The 17,167-nt window shown below is 63.7% G+C and carries 15 protein-coding genes and 1 riboswitch; of the genes, 11 read left to right on the top strand and 4 right to left on the bottom strand.

All coding sequences use genetic code 11. The annotated features are described in order from the left end of the window. Nucleotides 1-50: 50 nt before the first annotated feature. From LKX83_RS01560 to LKX83_RS01545, 4 genes are all read left to right on the top strand, one after another. Nucleotides 51-779 carry a (Fe-S)-binding protein gene (locus tag LKX83_RS01560; RefSeq protein ID WP_227880188.1) on the top strand — a complete coding sequence of 243 codons (729 nt, stop codon included), beginning with the start codon at nucleotides 51-53 and terminating at the stop codon, nucleotides 777-779. Then, nucleotides 776-2,299, top strand: a complete 1,524-nt coding sequence (locus LKX83_RS01555) for a LutB/LldF family L-lactate oxidation iron-sulfur protein (RefSeq protein ID WP_227880184.1) — start codon at nucleotides 776-778, stop codon at nucleotides 2,297-2,299. The genes LKX83_RS01560 and LKX83_RS01555 overlap by 4 nt, the downstream gene beginning before the upstream one ends. After that, nucleotides 2,286-3,029 (top strand): LutC/YkgG family protein, encoded by a 744-nt coding sequence (locus LKX83_RS01550; RefSeq protein WP_227880182.1) that lies wholly within the window; start codon nucleotides 2,286-2,288, stop codon nucleotides 3,027-3,029. The genes LKX83_RS01555 and LKX83_RS01550 overlap by 14 nt, the downstream gene beginning before the upstream one ends. Nucleotides 3,030-3,102: 73 nt before the next feature. Then, a complete protein-coding gene (locus LKX83_RS01545; protein ID WP_227880181.1) occupies nucleotides 3,103-3,810 on the top strand; it encodes a FadR/GntR family transcriptional regulator in 708 nt (235 codons plus the stop codon). 95 nt (nucleotides 3,811-3,905) lie between these two features. Here the strand turns inward: LKX83_RS01545 and mprF are convergent, their stop codons facing one another. Beyond that, the gene (mprF, locus tag LKX83_RS01540; RefSeq protein WP_227880179.1) at nucleotides 3,906-6,530 is read right to left on the bottom strand and encodes a bifunctional lysylphosphatidylglycerol flippase/synthetase MprF; all 2,625 of its coding nucleotides are present in this window, start codon (nucleotides 6,528-6,530) and stop codon (nucleotides 3,906-3,908) included. Between the two features lie 20 nt (nucleotides 6,531-6,550). Then, nucleotides 6,551-10,282, bottom strand: coding sequence for a polysaccharide deacetylase family protein (locus LKX83_RS01535; protein WP_227880178.1), 3,732 nt, complete (start codon nucleotides 10,280-10,282; stop codon nucleotides 6,551-6,553). A 202-nt stretch (nucleotides 10,283-10,484) separates the two neighbouring features. Here LKX83_RS01535 and LKX83_RS01530 point away from each other — a divergent pair, with 202 nt between their 5' ends. Continuing rightward, nucleotides 10,485-11,801, top strand: coding sequence for a deoxyguanosinetriphosphate triphosphohydrolase family protein (locus LKX83_RS01530; protein WP_227880177.1), 1,317 nt, complete (start codon nucleotides 10,485-10,487; stop codon nucleotides 11,799-11,801). Between the two features lie 42 nt (nucleotides 11,802-11,843). Here LKX83_RS01530 and LKX83_RS01525 read toward each other — a convergent pair whose 3' ends face one another. After that, complete coding sequence (locus tag LKX83_RS01525) at nucleotides 11,844-12,872, bottom strand: oxidoreductase (RefSeq protein WP_227880176.1); 1,029 nt, start codon at nucleotides 12,870-12,872, stop codon at nucleotides 11,844-11,846. Nucleotides 12,873-13,017: 145 nt separating this feature from the next. Between LKX83_RS01525 and LKX83_RS01520 the strand changes: the two genes are divergently transcribed. The 4 genes from LKX83_RS01520 to LKX83_RS01505 all read left to right on the top strand — a co-directional run bounded on the left by LKX83_RS01520 (nucleotide 13,018) and on the right by LKX83_RS01505 (nucleotide 14,806). Further along, nucleotides 13,018-13,476 (top strand): Lrp/AsnC family transcriptional regulator, encoded by a 459-nt coding sequence (locus LKX83_RS01520; protein WP_227880175.1) that lies wholly within the window; start codon nucleotides 13,018-13,020, stop codon nucleotides 13,474-13,476. Between the two features lie 66 nt (nucleotides 13,477-13,542). Next, the gene (locus LKX83_RS01515; protein ID WP_227880173.1) at nucleotides 13,543-13,911 is read left to right on the top strand and encodes a MerR family transcriptional regulator; all 369 of its coding nucleotides are present in this window, start codon (nucleotides 13,543-13,545) and stop codon (nucleotides 13,909-13,911) included. 3 nt (nucleotides 13,912-13,914) lie between these two features. Then, nucleotides 13,915-14,250 carry a thioredoxin family protein gene (locus tag LKX83_RS01510; protein ID WP_227880171.1) on the top strand — a complete coding sequence of 112 codons (336 nt, stop codon included), beginning with the start codon at nucleotides 13,915-13,917 and terminating at the stop codon, nucleotides 14,248-14,250. Between the two features lie 355 nt (nucleotides 14,251-14,605). Beyond that, complete coding sequence (locus LKX83_RS01505) at nucleotides 14,606-14,806, top strand: copper ion binding protein (protein WP_227880169.1); 201 nt, start codon at nucleotides 14,606-14,608, stop codon at nucleotides 14,804-14,806. Between the two features lie 103 nt (nucleotides 14,807-14,909). On the opposite strand, the gene LKX83_RS01500 is transcribed toward LKX83_RS01505, so the two are convergent. Continuing rightward, on the bottom strand, nucleotides 14,910-15,128 hold the full coding sequence (locus LKX83_RS01500) for an alpha/beta-type small acid-soluble spore protein (protein WP_227880164.1): 219 nt from the start codon (nucleotides 15,126-15,128) through the stop codon (nucleotides 14,910-14,912). Between the two features lie 131 nt (nucleotides 15,129-15,259). Here LKX83_RS01500 and LKX83_RS01495 point away from each other — a divergent pair, with 131 nt between their 5' ends. Next, nucleotides 15,260-16,111, top strand: a complete 852-nt coding sequence (locus LKX83_RS01495) for an ATP-dependent DNA ligase (protein WP_227880160.1) — start codon at nucleotides 15,260-15,262, stop codon at nucleotides 16,109-16,111. Between the two features lie 283 nt (nucleotides 16,112-16,394). Then, nucleotides 16,395-16,438, top strand: a riboswitch (PreQ1 riboswitch). Nucleotides 16,439-16,662: 224 nt separating this feature from the next. After that, nucleotides 16,663-17,166, top strand: coding sequence for a preQ(1) synthase (gene queF / locus LKX83_RS01490; RefSeq protein ID WP_227880157.1), 504 nt, complete (start codon nucleotides 16,663-16,665; stop codon nucleotides 17,164-17,166). The last annotated feature ends 1 nt before the right edge of the window (nucleotide 17,167 follow it).

The following is a 17,167-nucleotide window of genomic DNA, read 5'->3' as shown; positions in this document are numbered from 1 at the left end:
AAAATGAAGCAAGCAATCATCGATCGATTGATCCCAAAGGGGTGCCATTCATGAAGGTGTCGTTGTTCATCACCTGTCTCGGAGACGCGATTTACCCCCGCGTGGGGGAGGCGATGGTCCGGGTGCTGGCCCAATACGGCGTGGCGCTCGACTTTCCCCGGGTTCAGACGTGCTGCGGCCAACCGGCCTTCAACAGCGGCTATTGGAAGGAAGCCCGGACGAGCGCGCTGACGATTCTCGACGCGTTCGAGGACAGCGACTTCGTCATTTCGCCGTCCGGCTCGTGCACGGGCATGATCCATCACTATCCGAAGCTGTTCGAGGACGATCCGGCGCAGCGGGAGCGGGCGCTGAAGCTGCAAGCCAAGTCGTACGAATTCACCCAATTTCTCGTGAACGTGCTGGGCGTGACCGACGTCGGCGCGACGTTCCCGCACAAGGTGACGTATCACCCGTCCTGCCACGGCTCCCGTCTGCTCGGCATCAAGGACGAGCCGATGGCGCTCATGGAACGCGTGAAGGGGCTGGAGTTCGTTCCGCTGCCGTTCGCGGAGGACTGCTGCGGATTCGGCGGGACGTTTGCGGTCAAGATGGCGGACATCTCCGGCGCCATGGTAACGGAAAAGGCAGACCACGTTAAGGAGACCGAAGCCGAAGTTCTCGTCGGGCTCGACATGGCTTGCCTGATGAATATCGCGGGAAACTTGCGTTACCGCAACGAACCGGTACGGGTCATGCACCTGGCCGAGCTGCTCGCGGAAGGGGCGAACCTGGGATGAGCGCGACGGGTACGGCGCACGTTTCGGTCAAGGAGCGGGCGGAGCTCGCCTTGAACGACGAATTTTTGCGCAAGGCGGTCAAGTTCACGACCGAGCGGCTGCGCAACGGGAAGAAAAACGCATCGGCCGACCACGGCAATTGGGAAGAGTGGCGGGAGCGCGGACGCCAGATCCGCCTCCATACGATTGCGAACCTGGACTACTACTTGAATCTGTTTGTGGACAACGCGCGCGCCAACGGCGTGCACGTACACTTCGCGGAGACGGGCGAGGAGGCGGTCCGCATCTCGCTCGAGATCGCGGAACGCAAGTCCGCGAAAAGCGTCGTCAAGTCCAAGTCGATGGTATCCGAGGAGCTGCACCTGAACCGAGCGCTCGAGAAGATCGGCGTCGAAGCGATCGAGACCGACCTTGGGGAATACATCATCCAGCTGGCCGGCGAGATGCCGTCGCATATCGTCATCCCGGCCATCCACAAAAACCGCTACCAGATCGCCGATCTGCTCTCCGAAGTGGCGGGCGAGCGTCTGGAGGCGGATACGACCGTATTGGCCGGCTTCGTCCGCAAAAAGCTGCGGGAGAAATTTCTCGAGGCGGACATCGGGATGACCGGGTGCAACTTCGCGATCGCCGAGACCGGCTCGATGGTGCTCTTCGAAAACGAAGGCAACGCGCGTATGGTCACCACCCTGCCGAAGACGCAAATCACGCTCATGGGCATGGAACGGATCATCCCGTCCTTCGAGGATCTCGAGGTGATGGCGACGCTGCTGCCGCGATCGGCGACCGGGCAAAAGCTGACGATGTACATGTCGGGCATTTCCGGCCCGCGGCGGGCGGACGACGCGGACGGCCCGGACGAGATGCACCTCATCATCGTCGACAACGGCCGCTCCCTGCAGCTCGGCGATCCCGAATTCCAGGAGCTGCTCAACTGCATCCGCTGCGGCGCCTGCCTGAACGCCTGCCCGGTCTACCGCCATATCGGCGGACACGCGTACGGCAGCACGTACAGCGGGCCGATCGGCGCCGTCCTGACGCCGGCGCTGAACGAGAACGTCGCCGAATGGGACGACATCGCCAACGCGTCCAGCCTCTGCGGGGCGTGCTATGAGGCGTGCCCGGTCAAGATTCCGCTCCACGAAATGCTGATTTACCTGCGCCGCCGCAAGGTCGAAGCCGGCCACGGTCACAAGCTTGAGGCGGCCGGCATGAAGGGCTTCGCCCTGCTCATGGCGAACGCCTCGCGGCTGAAGGCGATTCTCGCGCTCGGGAAGGTCGGGCAAAAGCTTGTCGTCCGCAAGGGAGAGATCCGAACGAAGCTCGGACCGCTCAAGGGCTGGAACAGCTACCGCGTCACCCCGAGCCTGCCGCGCGCCTCGTTCCGCGACCGGTGGGCGACGCTGGACCAGGAGATCCGCCATGGGCTGCAAGAGCTGAATCCGGAAATGAAACGGCGGATGGAGCAAGCCGTGAAGCGGCGGGAGCAGGGAGGAGGCGCCGGACATGGCGGACATTAAGACGACCGATGCGGCCCATGCCGCGTGGCTGAAAGACATGGAAGCGGCTTCCCGGGCCAAGCAGGAGAAGTTCATGAACGGCATCGCCGCGCGGCTGGGACATCCTCGGACACGAGAAAAGCCCGCGCACTCGTTTCGCGGAGCGCCGGACTTTTGGCGGACGTTCGAATGGTCTTTGGAGGAGCGCGTCATCCGTTTCTCGGACAACTGGAAAAGCGTCGGCGGGCACGTCGTCAGGCTGTCGAACATGGACGAGGTGCGCGCTTTTATCGCGGACAAAGGGCGGGAGCTCGGCGCGCGCTTGGTCGTCCGGCAGAACCAGCCGGAGCTGGCCGCGCTCGGATTGGAGGCGGCGCTGCCCGAGGCGCGGGTCTCGGTTTGGAACAGCGACCCGTCGGAGCATTGGAAGGCGCGCGCTGCGGAAGCCGACATCGGCGTCGTTATGGCCGATTACGCGGCGGCGTACACCGGCTCGGTGACCGTTCTGTCCGGCAAAGGCAAGGGACGCTCGGTCTCGCTGCTGCCGACTGTGCTTCTAATCGTCGTTCCGGTCGAGCGGCTCGCGACGCGGCTCGGCGAAGTGCTCGCGAATTTCGACCGCGCAGGGCGGGAGCAACTGCCGGCCGGCATCCACTTCATCTCCGGCCCGAGCCGGTCCTCGGACATCGAGAACGACCTGACGATCGGCGTCCACGGACCCGGCGTCGTCTACGCGCTGCTCGTCGGTTGATCCCGGACCGCGCCGCTTGGCGATGTCGGCCGCGCGCGGCGGCCATTTCACGGAAAAAGGAGGTTCGCGCGGCATGGAGGCGACCCGGCTGACGAAACGGAACCATTACGAACAAATGACGGAGCATCTGAAGCGACAAATCGTCGAGGGCAAGCTTCGGGTCGGCGACAAGCTCCCTTCGACGAAGGAGATCTCCGAGCGCTTCGGCGTCGGCCGCTCGACCACGCGCGAGGCGCTGAGCGCCCTGAAGGCGATGGGGCTGATCGAAATTCGCCAGGGAGGCGGCTGCCGGGTCATCGCGAGCATTCCCGCCGCCCCCGCGATTCCCGAGCTTGAGGCGCTGCGCGTGAACCGCGAGACGCTCCTGGAGCTGCTGGAGGTCCGGAAGACGCTCGAGCTGTCGATCGCGGCCATCGCCGCGGCCAAGCGTACGGAAGCGGACGTCCGGGCGCTCCGCGGGCTCGCGCGGGAGATGGCAAGCGCGATCGGAGACGACAAAGAAGGGGAGCGGACCGATCTGCAGCTCCATCTGCTGCTCGCCAAGGCGACGGGAAACCAGATCATGCTCGGCTTGTTCGAATCGATCACGGGCCAGCTGGAGCGGGCGATTCGGGAGGTGCGGCGGGCGGAGCTGTACGCGAACCGCTCCGTCGCGGAGCGGCTGTACGCGGAGCATGCCGCGATCGTCGACGCGGTGGCGGACGGCGATCCGGAGGCGGCCTCGTCGCGGATGAGCGAGCATTTGCGCCATGTGGAGAGCATTCTCATGAAGCATTTGTGAGGCCGTCGCGCCCGACGCCGCGTTTGCGTTCCAACCGAAAAAGAAGCCCGAGCATGACGGCCGCGCCTGCGGCCCTGCTTGGGCTTCTTCTTCGTTTAACCGCCGCCCGGCGCGTTCCGGGAGACGATCCGGGTCACCCCGTAGATCGTTTTGGCCAGCAGCGCGTTTTTCGGATAAGCCAGGTATCGGGGCTCCCAGTCGGGATCGAACTTTTCTTTGAACCGCCGAAGTCCCTGAAAGCTGTAAAAGTGGTCGCCTTTCAGGAAAATGAGGCGGGCGATACGCTCTCCGCGGTACGAATATTCGGATTCGCCGACGCTCGCGAGCGGTGCCATGCCGAGATTGAACCGCTCGTAGCCGGCGGCTTTCGCCCATTGGAGCAGGTGGACGAACAGCACGTCCATCACGCCGCCGTGAAGTCCTTTGCGGTAGCGCATCAGGTCGACGGAGACCGACCGGCCGCCGTCGTAGACGGGCATGAGGCTCGCGAAGGCGGCGATTCGGCCCTCCCCGTCCTTCAGCACGGCGACGGGAGCGAGCTCCAGGTAAGACTCGCGGAACGCCCCGAGCGAGAAGCCTTTCTCGGCGCGGCCCGCGAGCCATTCGTCCGACACTTCGCGCAGCTCGACCAGAAACAGCGGCGGAAAGGGAGGCTCGACCATCTCGAAGCGGTACCCTTCCCGTTCGAAGCGGTTGCAGGCGGCGCGCAGATCGGCTTTGCTCCGTCCGGTCAGGCCGAACTTCGCCAGCGGCACGACGGCTTCCTCGCCGAGCTTGAAGAAGCGATAGCCGAATTCATGGTACATCGGCAGATGCTCCGCCTTGATTTGGTAAAAGACGGCCGTCGACGCGTGCCGGTCGGCGTACTCTCGGAACGTGCGGACTGCTTCGCGGATGGCGGACGCCTCTCCGATCGGATCGCCGAGCGCGACGAGCGTGTGGCGTGTGCGGCCGTACGCGAGCATCGCTTTTCCGTCAGAAGTCCACAGGAAGCTTTTGTCCCCGAGAAACAGCAGATGCGTGAGGAAGTTGCCGTTATGCGTCTTCAGAAATTCCTGCAGACGCGCGAACGCCCGGCTGTCCGGCAGCGGGGAAGCCGGCAGCCGCGGACGCAGCAGCCAACGGACCGACAGCAGCAGCCAGGTCATCGCCAGCGCCAGCGCCGCCTCATGCAGGAAATCTTGGTCCCGCAGCATGTAGCGCGTATACACCTTGGTCGGAATCCACCGCTCCGGCGGCTCGTTCGCGAGTCGGCCTACGGATAGATAGAGGATCGTGACAACCAGTGTGACGGCGCCCCAGACGGCGACCTTCCGGACGGAGAAGACGACCTCCTCGCGGCGGAACCGGTCTTTGGACACCCAGAGAAGGATGAACACGAAGGCGAGGAACAGCGCTTCCTCGTAATCGAACCCCTTCAGGATGGAGAAGACCGCTCCGGCCGTCAGCAGGACGAGCGTCGCATAGTACGCGCGCTTCACCTGGAGGCGGATGCCTTCGGAGAGCACCAGCATGAGCAGTCCGATCAGCACGGTGAGCTGATGGGAGCCCTTCATCGTGAGCGGCGTAATATATTGCTCGAGCAGATGCATCCGGTGCCACTGCCCCGGCGTCGCCGCGGACATCAGCAGCAGCGCGCCGCTCAGGAAGACGAGCGCGGCCAGCGCCCAGCCGCCGAAGTCGCGGAGAATGGCGACCTGGGAAGGCCAGTTCCAGATCGCCTGCCAGCGCCGGACCGCGGGCTTCAGCATCTGGCCGGGAGCGGCGTTCCGGGCCTCTTTGCCGGGGAGCCACTCCGTCGTGGCGAGCGCGAGGCCGATCGACAGCGGGATGAAGTAGTAGAATGTCCGGAAAACGAGGACGACGGCGAGCGCCCGCTCGGGCGGAACGCCGAAGCCGTACAGGCCGAGCAGCGCGACGACGTCGAACGAGCCGAGGCCGCCGGGCACGAAGCTGACGATGCCCGCCACGGCGGCCATTGCGTAGATGCCCATCGCGTCTTGAAGGCCGAGATGCAAATGCAGCGTCCGCGTGACGAACCAAAAGGTGAGCGCGGCAGCGCCCCATTCGACGAACGACGCGCCGATCGCGGCGAACGCGGGCGAGAACCGCCCGCCGTTGCCGGCCTCCACGCCGAGCCAGCGGCGCAGCGGCGTGAGCACCTTCAACAGCGCGAAAATCGGCAGGTAGGCGGCGACGCCGACGACGGCGATGAGCAGCCACGGATGATCGCGAAGCAGGCCGTGATCCCGAACGGCGCCGCCGAGCAGCAGCAGGCAGAGCACCGACAACCCGGTCAGCACCGACAGGCTGAGGTAGAGGAGCGAGCCGAGCAAGCCGGGGCCGGCGACGCCCCGCTTGCGGTACAGCATGAGGCGCAGGCCGGCGCCCGTGAAGCCGGCGAAGCCCAGCGCATTGTTGAGCGAGTTGGAGATCCAGCTGATCTTCCCGACCGCGCGCAGGGGCAAGCGGGCGCCGTTCCACCGCAAGAGAAGCAGGTCGTAGCCGATCATGACGGCGACCGCGGCGAGGCTGACGGCCAGGAGCTGCAGGTGGCCGGACAGGTGGATGCGGCCCATGATGTGCAGCGCGACGGAGGGCTTGATGCCGCGCAGAAACGCTTGCGTCTGGCTGTAAAGAAAGGCCAGGATCAGCAGCGGCAGCACGAATTTCAAATAGCGCTTGCCGCGTTCGAGCCAAGCGGACCAAGAAACGGACACGTTCATGAGTGCTCCTTTGATTACGAAGGTTGGTTTACTTTCACATTACCCCTTCGCTGCAATTTGTTCCAGCCTACGGCCGCTCCTTTTAACGCCGCCCACATCGATTTGAAGATGACGTAAGCCATCAGCTGCCGGTAGACGATGCGCTGGAGGAACAGCCAGACCAAAGGGCGCGGGCTTGCGCCTTCCAGCCGGAAGGCGAACCAGGCAACCAGCAGGTCGAGGACGAAAAACGCCGCGTAGCTGATGACGGCGACCTTGGACGAACCCGCGATCAGCGAGAAAACGAACAGCAGGTCGATGAGCGGCGACAGGCAAGAATAGACGTATTGGAACAGCCACATGTTCGGCATGCCGACGAAGCCGAGCGACCAGGGCCGCGCGCGGAAGAGCGCGCCGCGGTGCTTCCACAGGCATTGCAGCGTTCCGTACGTCCACCGGTAGCGCTGCTTGACGAAGCTGCGGACTTCCTCCGGCGCTTCGGTGAATGCGTAGGCGCGCTCCTCGTACCCGATTTTCCAGCCGCGCCGCAGCAAGGAGAGCGTCAAGTCCGCATCCTCCGCGAGCGTGTCTTCCCTGTACAGGCCCGCTTCCTCGACGACCGTTTTGCGCCAGGCGCCGATCGCGCCCGGCACGACCGTAATGCAGTTCAACCGGTCGAACGCCCGGCGCTCCAGGTTAAACCCGGTGACGTATTCGATATGCTGCCAGATCGTGAGCGGATTGCGGGCGTTGCCTACGCGCACGTTGCCCGAGACGGCTGCGACGATCGGGTCCCGGAAGCGGCGGACGAGCAGGGAGACGGCGTCGCGCGCGATCAGCGTGTCGGCGTCGAGAGCGACGACGATGTCGCCGCGCGCTTCGCGAAAGCCGGCGTTGACGGCGGACGCTTTGCCGCCGTTCGCCTTGGAGACGAGACGGACGTCCGCCCGACCGCCGAAGGCGGACCGAACCGCGTCCGCCGTATCGTCGGTCGACCCGTCATCCACGACGACGATCTCGAAGGCCGGATAGTCGCTTTCCAGGAGCGACTCGATCGTCTTGCAAATGACGCGTTCCTCGTTGTAGGCGGCGATGACGACGCTGACGAAGGGCCGGTAGCCGTCGTCCGCCCGGACGGCCGAATAGGCGCGCTTATGCCGCCAGGCCAGGACGAACAGGAAGGCGACGCGGAAGACGCCGAGCGCGATGGCGGCGTAGAAGATCGCCTGCAGGGCCCATCCGGCCCGATGCAGCGCCTCGAATACCGCGCGGTCGTAAGCCATCAGAGGCGCGTCTTGGCTGGAGACGCGAGGCATCGTTTGCTCCCGCGTCTGGCCAATTAGCGCGCTCAGCGTCGTGAAAGAATATCCCTCGTGCTGAAGCCGCTCGATGAGGACCGGCAGCGCCCGGACGGTTTGGTCGCGGTTGCCGCCGGCATCGTGAAGCAGGATGACGTTGCCTTCCGGGAGCTGGGACATGACCCGCCGCACGATCTCGGGCGCGGACGGCCGCGCCCAGTCCTCGGGATCGATCAGCTCGCCGACCATCGTATAGCCCATCTCTTGGCCCCGCAATATCGGCAGAAGCTCGGAAGGGGCGGATGGCTCCGCGTCCGCGACGTAAGGCGGCCGGAAAAACGTCATCGAATGGCCCGTAATCTCCTGGACGAGCCGTTGGGTCGCGTTCAGCTCGAGGCGCGTCCGCAGCGGAGAGGTCGAAGCGACGTTCGGATGCGTAAAGGTATGATTTCCCAGCTCATGGCCTTCTTTGTAGATCCGCTCGATCAGCTCGGGGTGCATCTCGGCGTTTTCCCCGACTACGAAAAACGCGGCATGGATGCCATACCGATGCAAAATGTCGAGAATTTGGGGCGTATAGCTGCCGCTCGGGCCATCGTCGAATGTCAGCACGACCTGTTTGCCCTCGGGCTTGCCGTACCGTTCGATCTCGAACGGCTTCGGATACGAGGCGTACGTCTCGTCCGCGACGTAGCCGTCTTCGTCCGTCTCGAACGTCCGCCGCCCGTCCGCCGACGCGTCGCGGATGCGCAGAATTTCGCCTTTGCCCGAATCGTGCACGGGAGTCGGGCTGCTCAGCGCGGTCAGGGCTTCCAGCTTCGGATTCTCCTGCCCGAGCAGGCGCCAGAGCGTAGGGTCCTCGGAGCCGAGCCGCCACAGCGCGACGCCCGGAAAGCCGTTATCCCGGACGACCTTGAGCTGGTCGTAGGCGGTGGCCGCGTCGAGGAACCAGACGATATGCGAGTCGCCGTCTTCCCGGTAGCGCATATACGGGTTGCCGCTTTCGTCGTCCCAGTGGATGACGAGCTTCGATTGCTCGGCCAGCGTCATGATGTCGCCGAAGGTGAGCGTATCCGCCGGCTGATCGCCGTTTTCGACCCAGTCGTAGCCGTAGCTGCCCATGCTGACGATCAATTTGTCCTGCGGGATGTCCAGCCGGTCGAGGGACTGCTCGAACCAGTTGTCCGACGCGACAGGACCCGGCTTGCCCTGGGAATCGTGCTCGTCGTACATCATGACGATGAGCCGGTCGGCCGACTTGGCCAAGGCGCCGTAGTCGAAGGCGTCGTCGTCCGCGGGAACGTCGACGGTCACCTGCAGGCCGTGCTCGTGGAACACGGTCGCGAGCGATTGGACGAAGGCGGTGTAGGCGTCCTGATCTTCGGCGCGGAGCGCCTCAAAGTCGAGATTGACGCCCGATTCGCCATGCGCCTTCGCCTGCCCGATCAGCTGTCCGATCAGCCGCTCCTGCCGGACGGGGTCCTGGAGCAGCCGATGCAGCGCCGCGTCGTCCCACTTGTCGTTCGAATAATTGTTGATTAAAGGCTCGACCTTCTCGCCGAAGCTTCCCGCGATCTGCAGAACGGCGGGGTCGGTCTGATCGTCCAAGCCGAGATCGGGCTTCAAATGGTACCACTCGGGGAGCAGCGTGTTGATCGCCTTGCCGTATTGGAGGAGCGAATGCTTGCTGTTTTCGTCCCAATTGACGTAGAAGGCATAGACCTCCCGCGCGCCGGCCGCGGCGCTTCCCGCCTTGAATTGGCGGTGCTTGCGGTAGTCCAGCTGGAACGTCGGATGCAGGCGCTCCTCCTCCCTTAGTTGCTGAAGCAGGGCGTTCTCGCTGAGCTTCTCCGCGACCGGGCTGATGCGGGAGGCCGACCGGGCGTGGCCCAGCGCGAGCTTGGGCAGGAACGGATCGTTGCCGAGGCTGGCCCCGAAGCCGGCGCCGACCAGCATCGCGACCGCGAGTCCCAACGCGCCGAAGCGAAGGACGAGCGTGCGTCGTCTGCCGCTCTCGTCCTGGAAGACGAAGTCCCGGCGGCGTGTCCTGCCGAGCCGGGGCAGACGGTACAGCAAGGCGAACGCGGGAAAAGAGACGGCCGCGAGCGCGAGTCCGGCGACGCCGCTGCCGATCAGGTGCATCCGGCTGCCCGGCGTCCATTGGGCCAGATGCGCCAGCGAGAGGTACTTCGGCGAATAAAAGGGAATCTCGTACCCGGCGAGCCGCTCTCCGACGGCAAACGACAATACATGCAGGAGGGGGAACAAGGCGGTGACGGCGAGACCGAGCAGGAGCGCGCCCAGATTAAGGCGGAACAGCAGGGAGACGGCGAGCAGAAGGGCCCAGCGGATGCCGTACAGCGGCAGCATGCCAACGATCAAGCCGATCGAGCTGGCGGCTGCACCGCGAAAGGCGGTGACGGGAGCGAAGAGGGGGGCTAACAGATGACGTAGGATGTCTTTGCGCATGAGGCACGCTCCACTTTTTTGCTATTTTCTTCAATATAGCAAATCGCCCGTTTTTATCAAGGCGCTGGAGGAGGCACTTTTGTGACAACGCGGGGATGGCATTTTAGCTGACATGGACTTGCTTCGCGCCGGTTTGCCGCATATACTAAATGCCAATATCCGACGATCGGTCGGACGAAAGACGGCAAAGGAGCCGATGTGCATGAACGTACGCAAGCTGCGGTTGTACGATACCGAGAACGTCCACTCCGGCGAAGACCGGGATGAATTCGAGAAAGATTACGCGAGGCTGATCCAATCGCCTTCCTTTCGCCGGCTGCAGGGGAAATCCCAAGTGTTCGGAGCCGGGTCGGGCGACTATTACCGCACGCGGCTTACCCATTCGCTAGAGGTGTCGCAGATCGCACGGGAAGTCGCCCGCCGGCTCGGCAAACCATATCCGTTTCTGGCGGCCAAGGCGCACCCCGGCTTGATGCTGGATCCCGAGGTCGTCGAGGTCGCGGCGCTGGCGCACGATCTCGGACATCCCCCGTTCGGGCACAAGGGCGAAGAAGTGCTGAACGACGTTCTGGCCGCGGAGCACGGGCTCAAATACGAAGGCAACGCGCAAAACTTTCGCATCCTCATGTTTCTGGAGAAGCGGGCCGGCAGCGACAGCGGCCTGGATTTGAGCGCCGCCGTGCTGCTCGGCATCAACAAATATCCTTATTGCATCGATGAACCCGGCCGGGTCAAAGGCGTCTACCGGACGGAATGGGAAGGCATCGAATACTTGCGCCGGCTGTGGGGGATGCCGGAAGGGTGCGCGACGCTGGAGGCCCAGCTCATGGACCTGTGCGACGACATCGCCTATTCGACGCACGATCTGGAGGACGGCATCCGCGCGGGGAAAATCCCGATGAGCCGCACACTGTTCGAGGACGACCGGATCATCGCCCATCTGATCCGCGAGATCGAGGACGATCCCGGCAACAAGGACATGAATTGGGAGCAGGTCGATCTGCCGGAAATGGTGCGCCGGGTGCTCGGCGACTATCTCGCGCAATGGGAGACGATCTATACGGAATGCGACGGTGAGCCGTCGCGCACGCGGCGGGAAATGAAGGCGCGGTGGGTGCGCCGGTTCGCCAACCAGGTCGGCATCCTGGACGACGCGGCGCGGGGGTGGAAGAAGGTGACCTTTATCCGGGAGGGAGCCGAAGACCTCGAGCTGCTGCGGACGATGGAAATCTTAAAGAAGCTGGCCTGGGTTACGCTGATCAAGGACTTCCGCGTGCAGCGTCTGCACAAGCGAAGCGAAATTATGATCCGCGGACTGTGGGACAGCTTCAAAACGTACGAGACGGGAAGGCTGATCCTCCCGCCGGACTGGCTCGAAACCTACGAAGCGCAAAAGGGCACCTGGCCCTGGGAGCGGCTCGTGGCGGACTACCTGTCGGGCATGACCGACGCTTACGCGGAAAAGGTGTACGCCGAATTTTTCGCGAGCCGCTCCGGCTCCATCTACGAGCGGGATTAGCGACGGCTGACGGACCGTCGCGACCGCTCAAGCTGTCCCGCCTCAGGCATTCGCGGCCCCGCAGGGCCGATCGGCGTCGGCATCGGCGGCTGCCGTTTCGCCCAGCATACCGGCTGCGAAATCCGGATCGCCCAGCATCGGCCGGCCTACCGCGATCGCGTCGGCGAGCCCGTCGCTCAGGATGCGGTTCGCGTACTCGCGCCGGTGGATAAGACCGACCGCGATAACCGGAACGTCCACGTACTGCTTGATTGCCGCGGCGTAGGGCACTTGATACCCGTCGGGCGTATGCTCGGGCGCGACCGGCAGGAGGCCGCCGGTCGAGACGTCGACGGCGTCGATGTCGATCGTCCTCAACATCCGCCCGAGCTCCGCGGCGTCGAGGCCGCCCGGGGCGTAGTCGGTCGCCGACACCCGCACGATCACGGGGTAGTCGGGACCCGTCTCCTCCCGGATGGCCGCCACGATCTCGCGCAGCAGTCTGGCGCGTCCTTCGGCGGAGCCCCCGTAACCGTCCTTGCGGAAGTTCGCCAGCGGCGACAGAAATTCATGCACGAGGAAGCCGTGTGCCGCGTGGACTTCGATGCCGTCGAAGCCGGCCTGCAGGCTCCGCCTGGCGGCCAGGCGGTATTCCTCGACGATCGCGCCGATCTCGGACGGCGTCAACGCGTGCGGCGTGCCGTAAAACGCGTCGTAGGCGACCGCGCTCGGCCCGACGAGGCGGCGGGTCGTCTGCGGATCGGACTTGCGCCCGCCGTGGGACAGCTGGATGAAGACCGGCGCGCCGGCGTCGTGGACGGCGGCGACGATGCGGCGGATCGGCTCGAGGTGGTGATCGGTGTAGATGCCGATATCGTTCGGATTCAGCCTTCCGTCCGCCGAGACGGCGACCGATTCGACGAGGACGAGGCCGACATGGCGCGCGCGGCGTCCGTAATGGCGGACATGATGATCGGTCGCGAACGCTTCCGGCGTTCCCTGGTACTGCTGCATAGGGGCTAATACCAATCGGTTGCGCAGGCGGAGACGGTTGATCGTCAGCGGTTCGTTCAAGGGGCTTGCAGGGTTCATGTTCATTCCTCCCGAGTCGTGATGCGTTCATTTTACGGCGTTTGGCGGCTTGAGAACAGACAGATCTCATAGCGTTTTCGCGCCGCCGCTGGTACAATGAAAGCCAAATCGGCCCGAAAACTTTGAAAGATAAAGGTGGATGAACATGGATCATATCGACCGGCAAATTCTCGCTTTGCTGGAGGAGAACGCGCGCGTCTCGATCGCCGAAATCGGCAGGACGGTGTCCATGACGCAGCCGGCGGTTGCCGAGCGCGTCCGCCGGCTCGAGGAGCAGGGCGTCATCCTTGGCTATCGCGCCGTTTTGTCCCCCAAAAAGCTGGGGCGCGGCGTGACCACGTTCGTGCAGTTCAAGACGAACGACTGCCTTCGGTTCGAGCGGTTCTGCGAGCAGGAGCCCGAGGTGCTGGAGCTATACCGGACGAGCGGAGAGTACAACTATCTGGTTAAGATCGGAACCGACTCGCTGGAGGCGTATACCGATTTCCAGCGCCGCTGCGGGGCGTACGGCTTCTCGCTGTCCATGACGGTGCTGGCGCCGGTCATCGCCGGCAAGCCGCTCTCCGCCGGGGAGCCGGGCGAAGGCCAAGCCCAATCCTCCTGACCGCTTGACCCTCACATTAATGGGAGGGTCTACAATGGAGCCAGCCCCGGAAAGGAGGATTCGGCCATGAAGATCGGCGAGCTGTCCGCCCGCACCGGCGTGAGCATCCGCTCTCTCCGCTATTACGAGGAGCAGGGACTGCTCACGCCCGTTCGCGAGGCGAACGGCTATCGGACGTACTCGCCGTACGCCGAAGAGCAGGTGCGGACGATTCAGCTGTATTTGCAGCTCGGTTTGTCTACGGAGCAGATCTCCGGCTTTCTGACGTGCGTGCTGCAGCATCCGGAGACGTTCTGCCGGGAGGTGCTTCCGGTCTACGAGCAAAAGCTGCGGGAAATCGAGGAGCAGATCGAGCAGCTCGGCCGGATCAAGACGAATCTGCAGGACCGGATCCGATACTTCGGGGCGAATCCGAAGGATGCCCAGGAGGGATGACAGATGCATTTGACACCGGTAAACGATGCGACCTTTCAAGACCATGTGCGTGCGCAGGGCGTGACGCTGGTCGACTTTAGCACCACATGGTGTCCGCCTTGCCGCGTTCTGCTGCCCCAGCTGGAGGCGCTGGCGGACGACTACGGCGAGCGGGTGGCGATGCTCAAGGTGGACTGCGACTATTCGCCGGAGACGGCATCGGCCTACGGCGTCATGTCGAATCCGACCGTCATCGTCTTCCGCGACGGCGAACCGGCCGAGAAGCTCGTCGGCTTGCGGCCGTCGGAAGTGTACCGCACGCTGCTGGACCGGCAGCTGGCGCTGACCGGAGAAGATTAAGTCCGGCCGTTGTTCAACGGATCGGCAAGAAACCGTTCTTTTGAGGTTCAAAAGGCGGTTTTTTTGCGTTGTTGCGGGCGTAGAGGGCCACGGCCTTCGCAGGCGGCGTGTGTCACCCGAAAAATTCGGGTACAGCCCGCCGAGGGCGTCGCTGGCCCCTACGGCCGCCGCTAGATGGAGCAAAATGCTCCAACTGTGGGCACAGAGGGCCCTTGCTACCGCCTGTGTTGGGCTCGACATACCCCGGAGGGGTATGATAGAATGGTCGCAAGAAGCGAGCGACGGAGCCGGCGGCGCAGGAAAGCGGCGGCCGGTAGGGCGCATCTACGGAGAAAAGGACGGGGAGGCTAACGATATGCAAAACGTTACGCTAAAAGTAGACGGCATGTCCTGCGCGCATTGCGTAAGCAGCGTCGAAGGCGCCGTACAGCAGCTCGGAGCCAAAGCCAAGGCGGATCTGGCGAGCAAGTCCGTCACGATTCAGTACGACCAGTCGAAGACGACGCTGGCCGCGATCAAGGAAGCGATCGAGGATCAAGGATACGACGTCCGCTAAGCGCGAATAGGCGCCTGCGCGCCCGGACGACAAGCAAGCCCCGGAGGCTACCGCCTCCGGGGCTTGCTTGCGTCAACGACCTTGCATGCGTCAACGCTCTTCCTTACATCATGCGTCCGGTTCCGCCTCCGAGCTGCTGCTCGGCCATTTGCACCAGGCGGCGGGTGATGTTGCCGCCGATCTGGCCGGTTTCGCGTGTCAGCATATTGCCGTAGTTGCCGTCCTGCGGGATTTGGATGCCCAGTTCGCGCGCGACCTCGAACTTCATTTGTTCGAGCGCTGCGCGCGCTTGCGGGATGACGAGTTGGCTGCGACGTGCCATTGGTATCACCTCCATCATTTGCCACTTATTATGCTGCGGGAAAATGCCACTTATGCATACAATTACATTCCCCCGTGCGCATTGCATAGTGCTACAATCAATAGATCACACGAGGAAAGGCGGCCGTCCCCATGTTTATCGCGCCCATGCTGCCGGAGCGGCAGGAAGAACCCTTCGACGACGAAGGGTTTTTGTTCGAGCCGATGATCGACGGACGCCGCCTCCTCGTTTCCGTCGACCGCGGGCGCGTGAGGCTGTTCACCCGTGGCGGCACCGATGTGACGCTGCAATATCCGGAGCTGCACCGGATTCCGCTCGCCGACGCGACGGACGCGGTGCTGGACGGCGAACTCGCCTGCTTCGCGACCGAGACGGGGATGTTTGCGCCGGAGGCGCTGGCCGAGCGGTTCCGCATGCGCAAGCCGCTCCAGATCCGCGAAGCGGCCATGCGGCGGCCGGTTCGCTTCTTTGCCTTCGACCTGCTGCGGTACGAAGGCCGGGACCTGCGCGAACTGCCGCTTGAGCGGCGCAGAGCGCTGCTCGCCACGGCGCTCGAGGATAGGGGCGCGTACGTCAAGCTGCCGGCGGTCGAGGGCTGCGGCCGCGCTTTTTTCGATGCGATGGCGGGAAAGCCTTTCAAAGGAATGGCGGCCAAACGGAAATCGAGTCGGTATGTCGAAGGCAGAGCCGCGGATTGGCGAAAGATTTTGCGATACCGGTATGCGAATGCCGCGATCGTAGGCTATCGCAAGCATTCTTTCGGCTGGCTGCTGGAGGTGGATCGGCAAGCTGCGGGGGTGCTCGAGAGCGGAGTGCCGGCGCCGTACAAGCAAGCGTTCGGCGGAGTCAGCCGGACGATCGAAACGGGCGAAGACCGGGAATACGTCTATGTTCGGCCGGCGATCGAGGCGCGCGTCCGGTTCCTCGGCCGGTTGCCGGACGGCCGATTGCGCAAGCCGGAGTTTCTCGGATTCGCCGAATGAAGACAAGCCCCGCGAAGGAGCGAGAACGGGCGGAGGATGTTTCACGTGAAGCAACATTTTTTGCCATTTTTCGTCCGTCCGCCGAAGCCAAACGCCGAAATCCCTCGAATCGCCGGCGCTCGGAGGCGTTTTCGGGCGCCGTTCCGCCTCCGGTTTGGCGTCTGCTGTCGGAAGGGAATGTCTGGTCCAACGGTTCCATATGCGTACGTGCTGGTGCATCTTCGGCGGGGATGTGCTATAGTACATACGTCCAAAGGAAGAAAATCCGGCGCGCGGATCGCGGCCGGGAGAGGTTCGCAAACTCCCTCTATAAAAAACTAAGGCCCGACCTTCCCCCCCGTCCGGCGGGGCATCCGCTCCGTCCGCCGCAGCGGACAGGTCTGCATGTCCGTCCCGCCGCAAGCTCCGAATCGTTTCGCCGTCCGCGAAATGCCGGGGCGTCGGGGCGTCTTAGTGGTTTATACGGCGCGTTATTCGAATCTCTTTCTTCTTTTCGCATCCGGGCCAGCCGCAGAAGCGGCCGGACCCAACAGAAAAGGGAGGAGATTTTTTTGTCGTCCACAGGAAGAAACGGCGAGGAGCTGCAAGGCGTTACGCTGCTCGGTCACCGAGGCGCCCGTTATCCGGATCGGTATGCGCCGGAGGTGCTGGAGTCGTTCGAAAACAAGCATCAGAACCGCGATTATTTCGTCAAGTTCAATTGCCCCGAATTCACGAGCCTTTGTCCGATGACGGGTCAACCCGATTTCGCGACGATTTACATCTCGTACATGCCGGACGTACGCATGGTGGAGAGCAAGTCGCTCAAGCTGTATCTATTCAGCTTCCGGAATCACGGCGACTTTCACGAAGACTGCATGAACGTCATCATGAACGACCTGATCGCGCTCATGGCGCCCAAGTACATCGAGGTGTGGGGCAAATTCACGCCGCGCGGCGGCATTTCGATCGATCCGTACTGCAACTGGGGCAGGCCCGGGACGAAGTACGAGCGCATGGCGGAGCATCGGCTCCTGAACCACGACCTGTATCCCGAGAAAATCGACAATCGGTAGG

The organism is Cohnella baijiui, assembly GCF_020731285.1.
GTDB lineage: Bacteria > Bacillota > Bacilli > Paenibacillales > Paenibacillaceae > Cohnella.
This window is presented reverse-complemented; position numbering and strand designations above follow the sequence as displayed.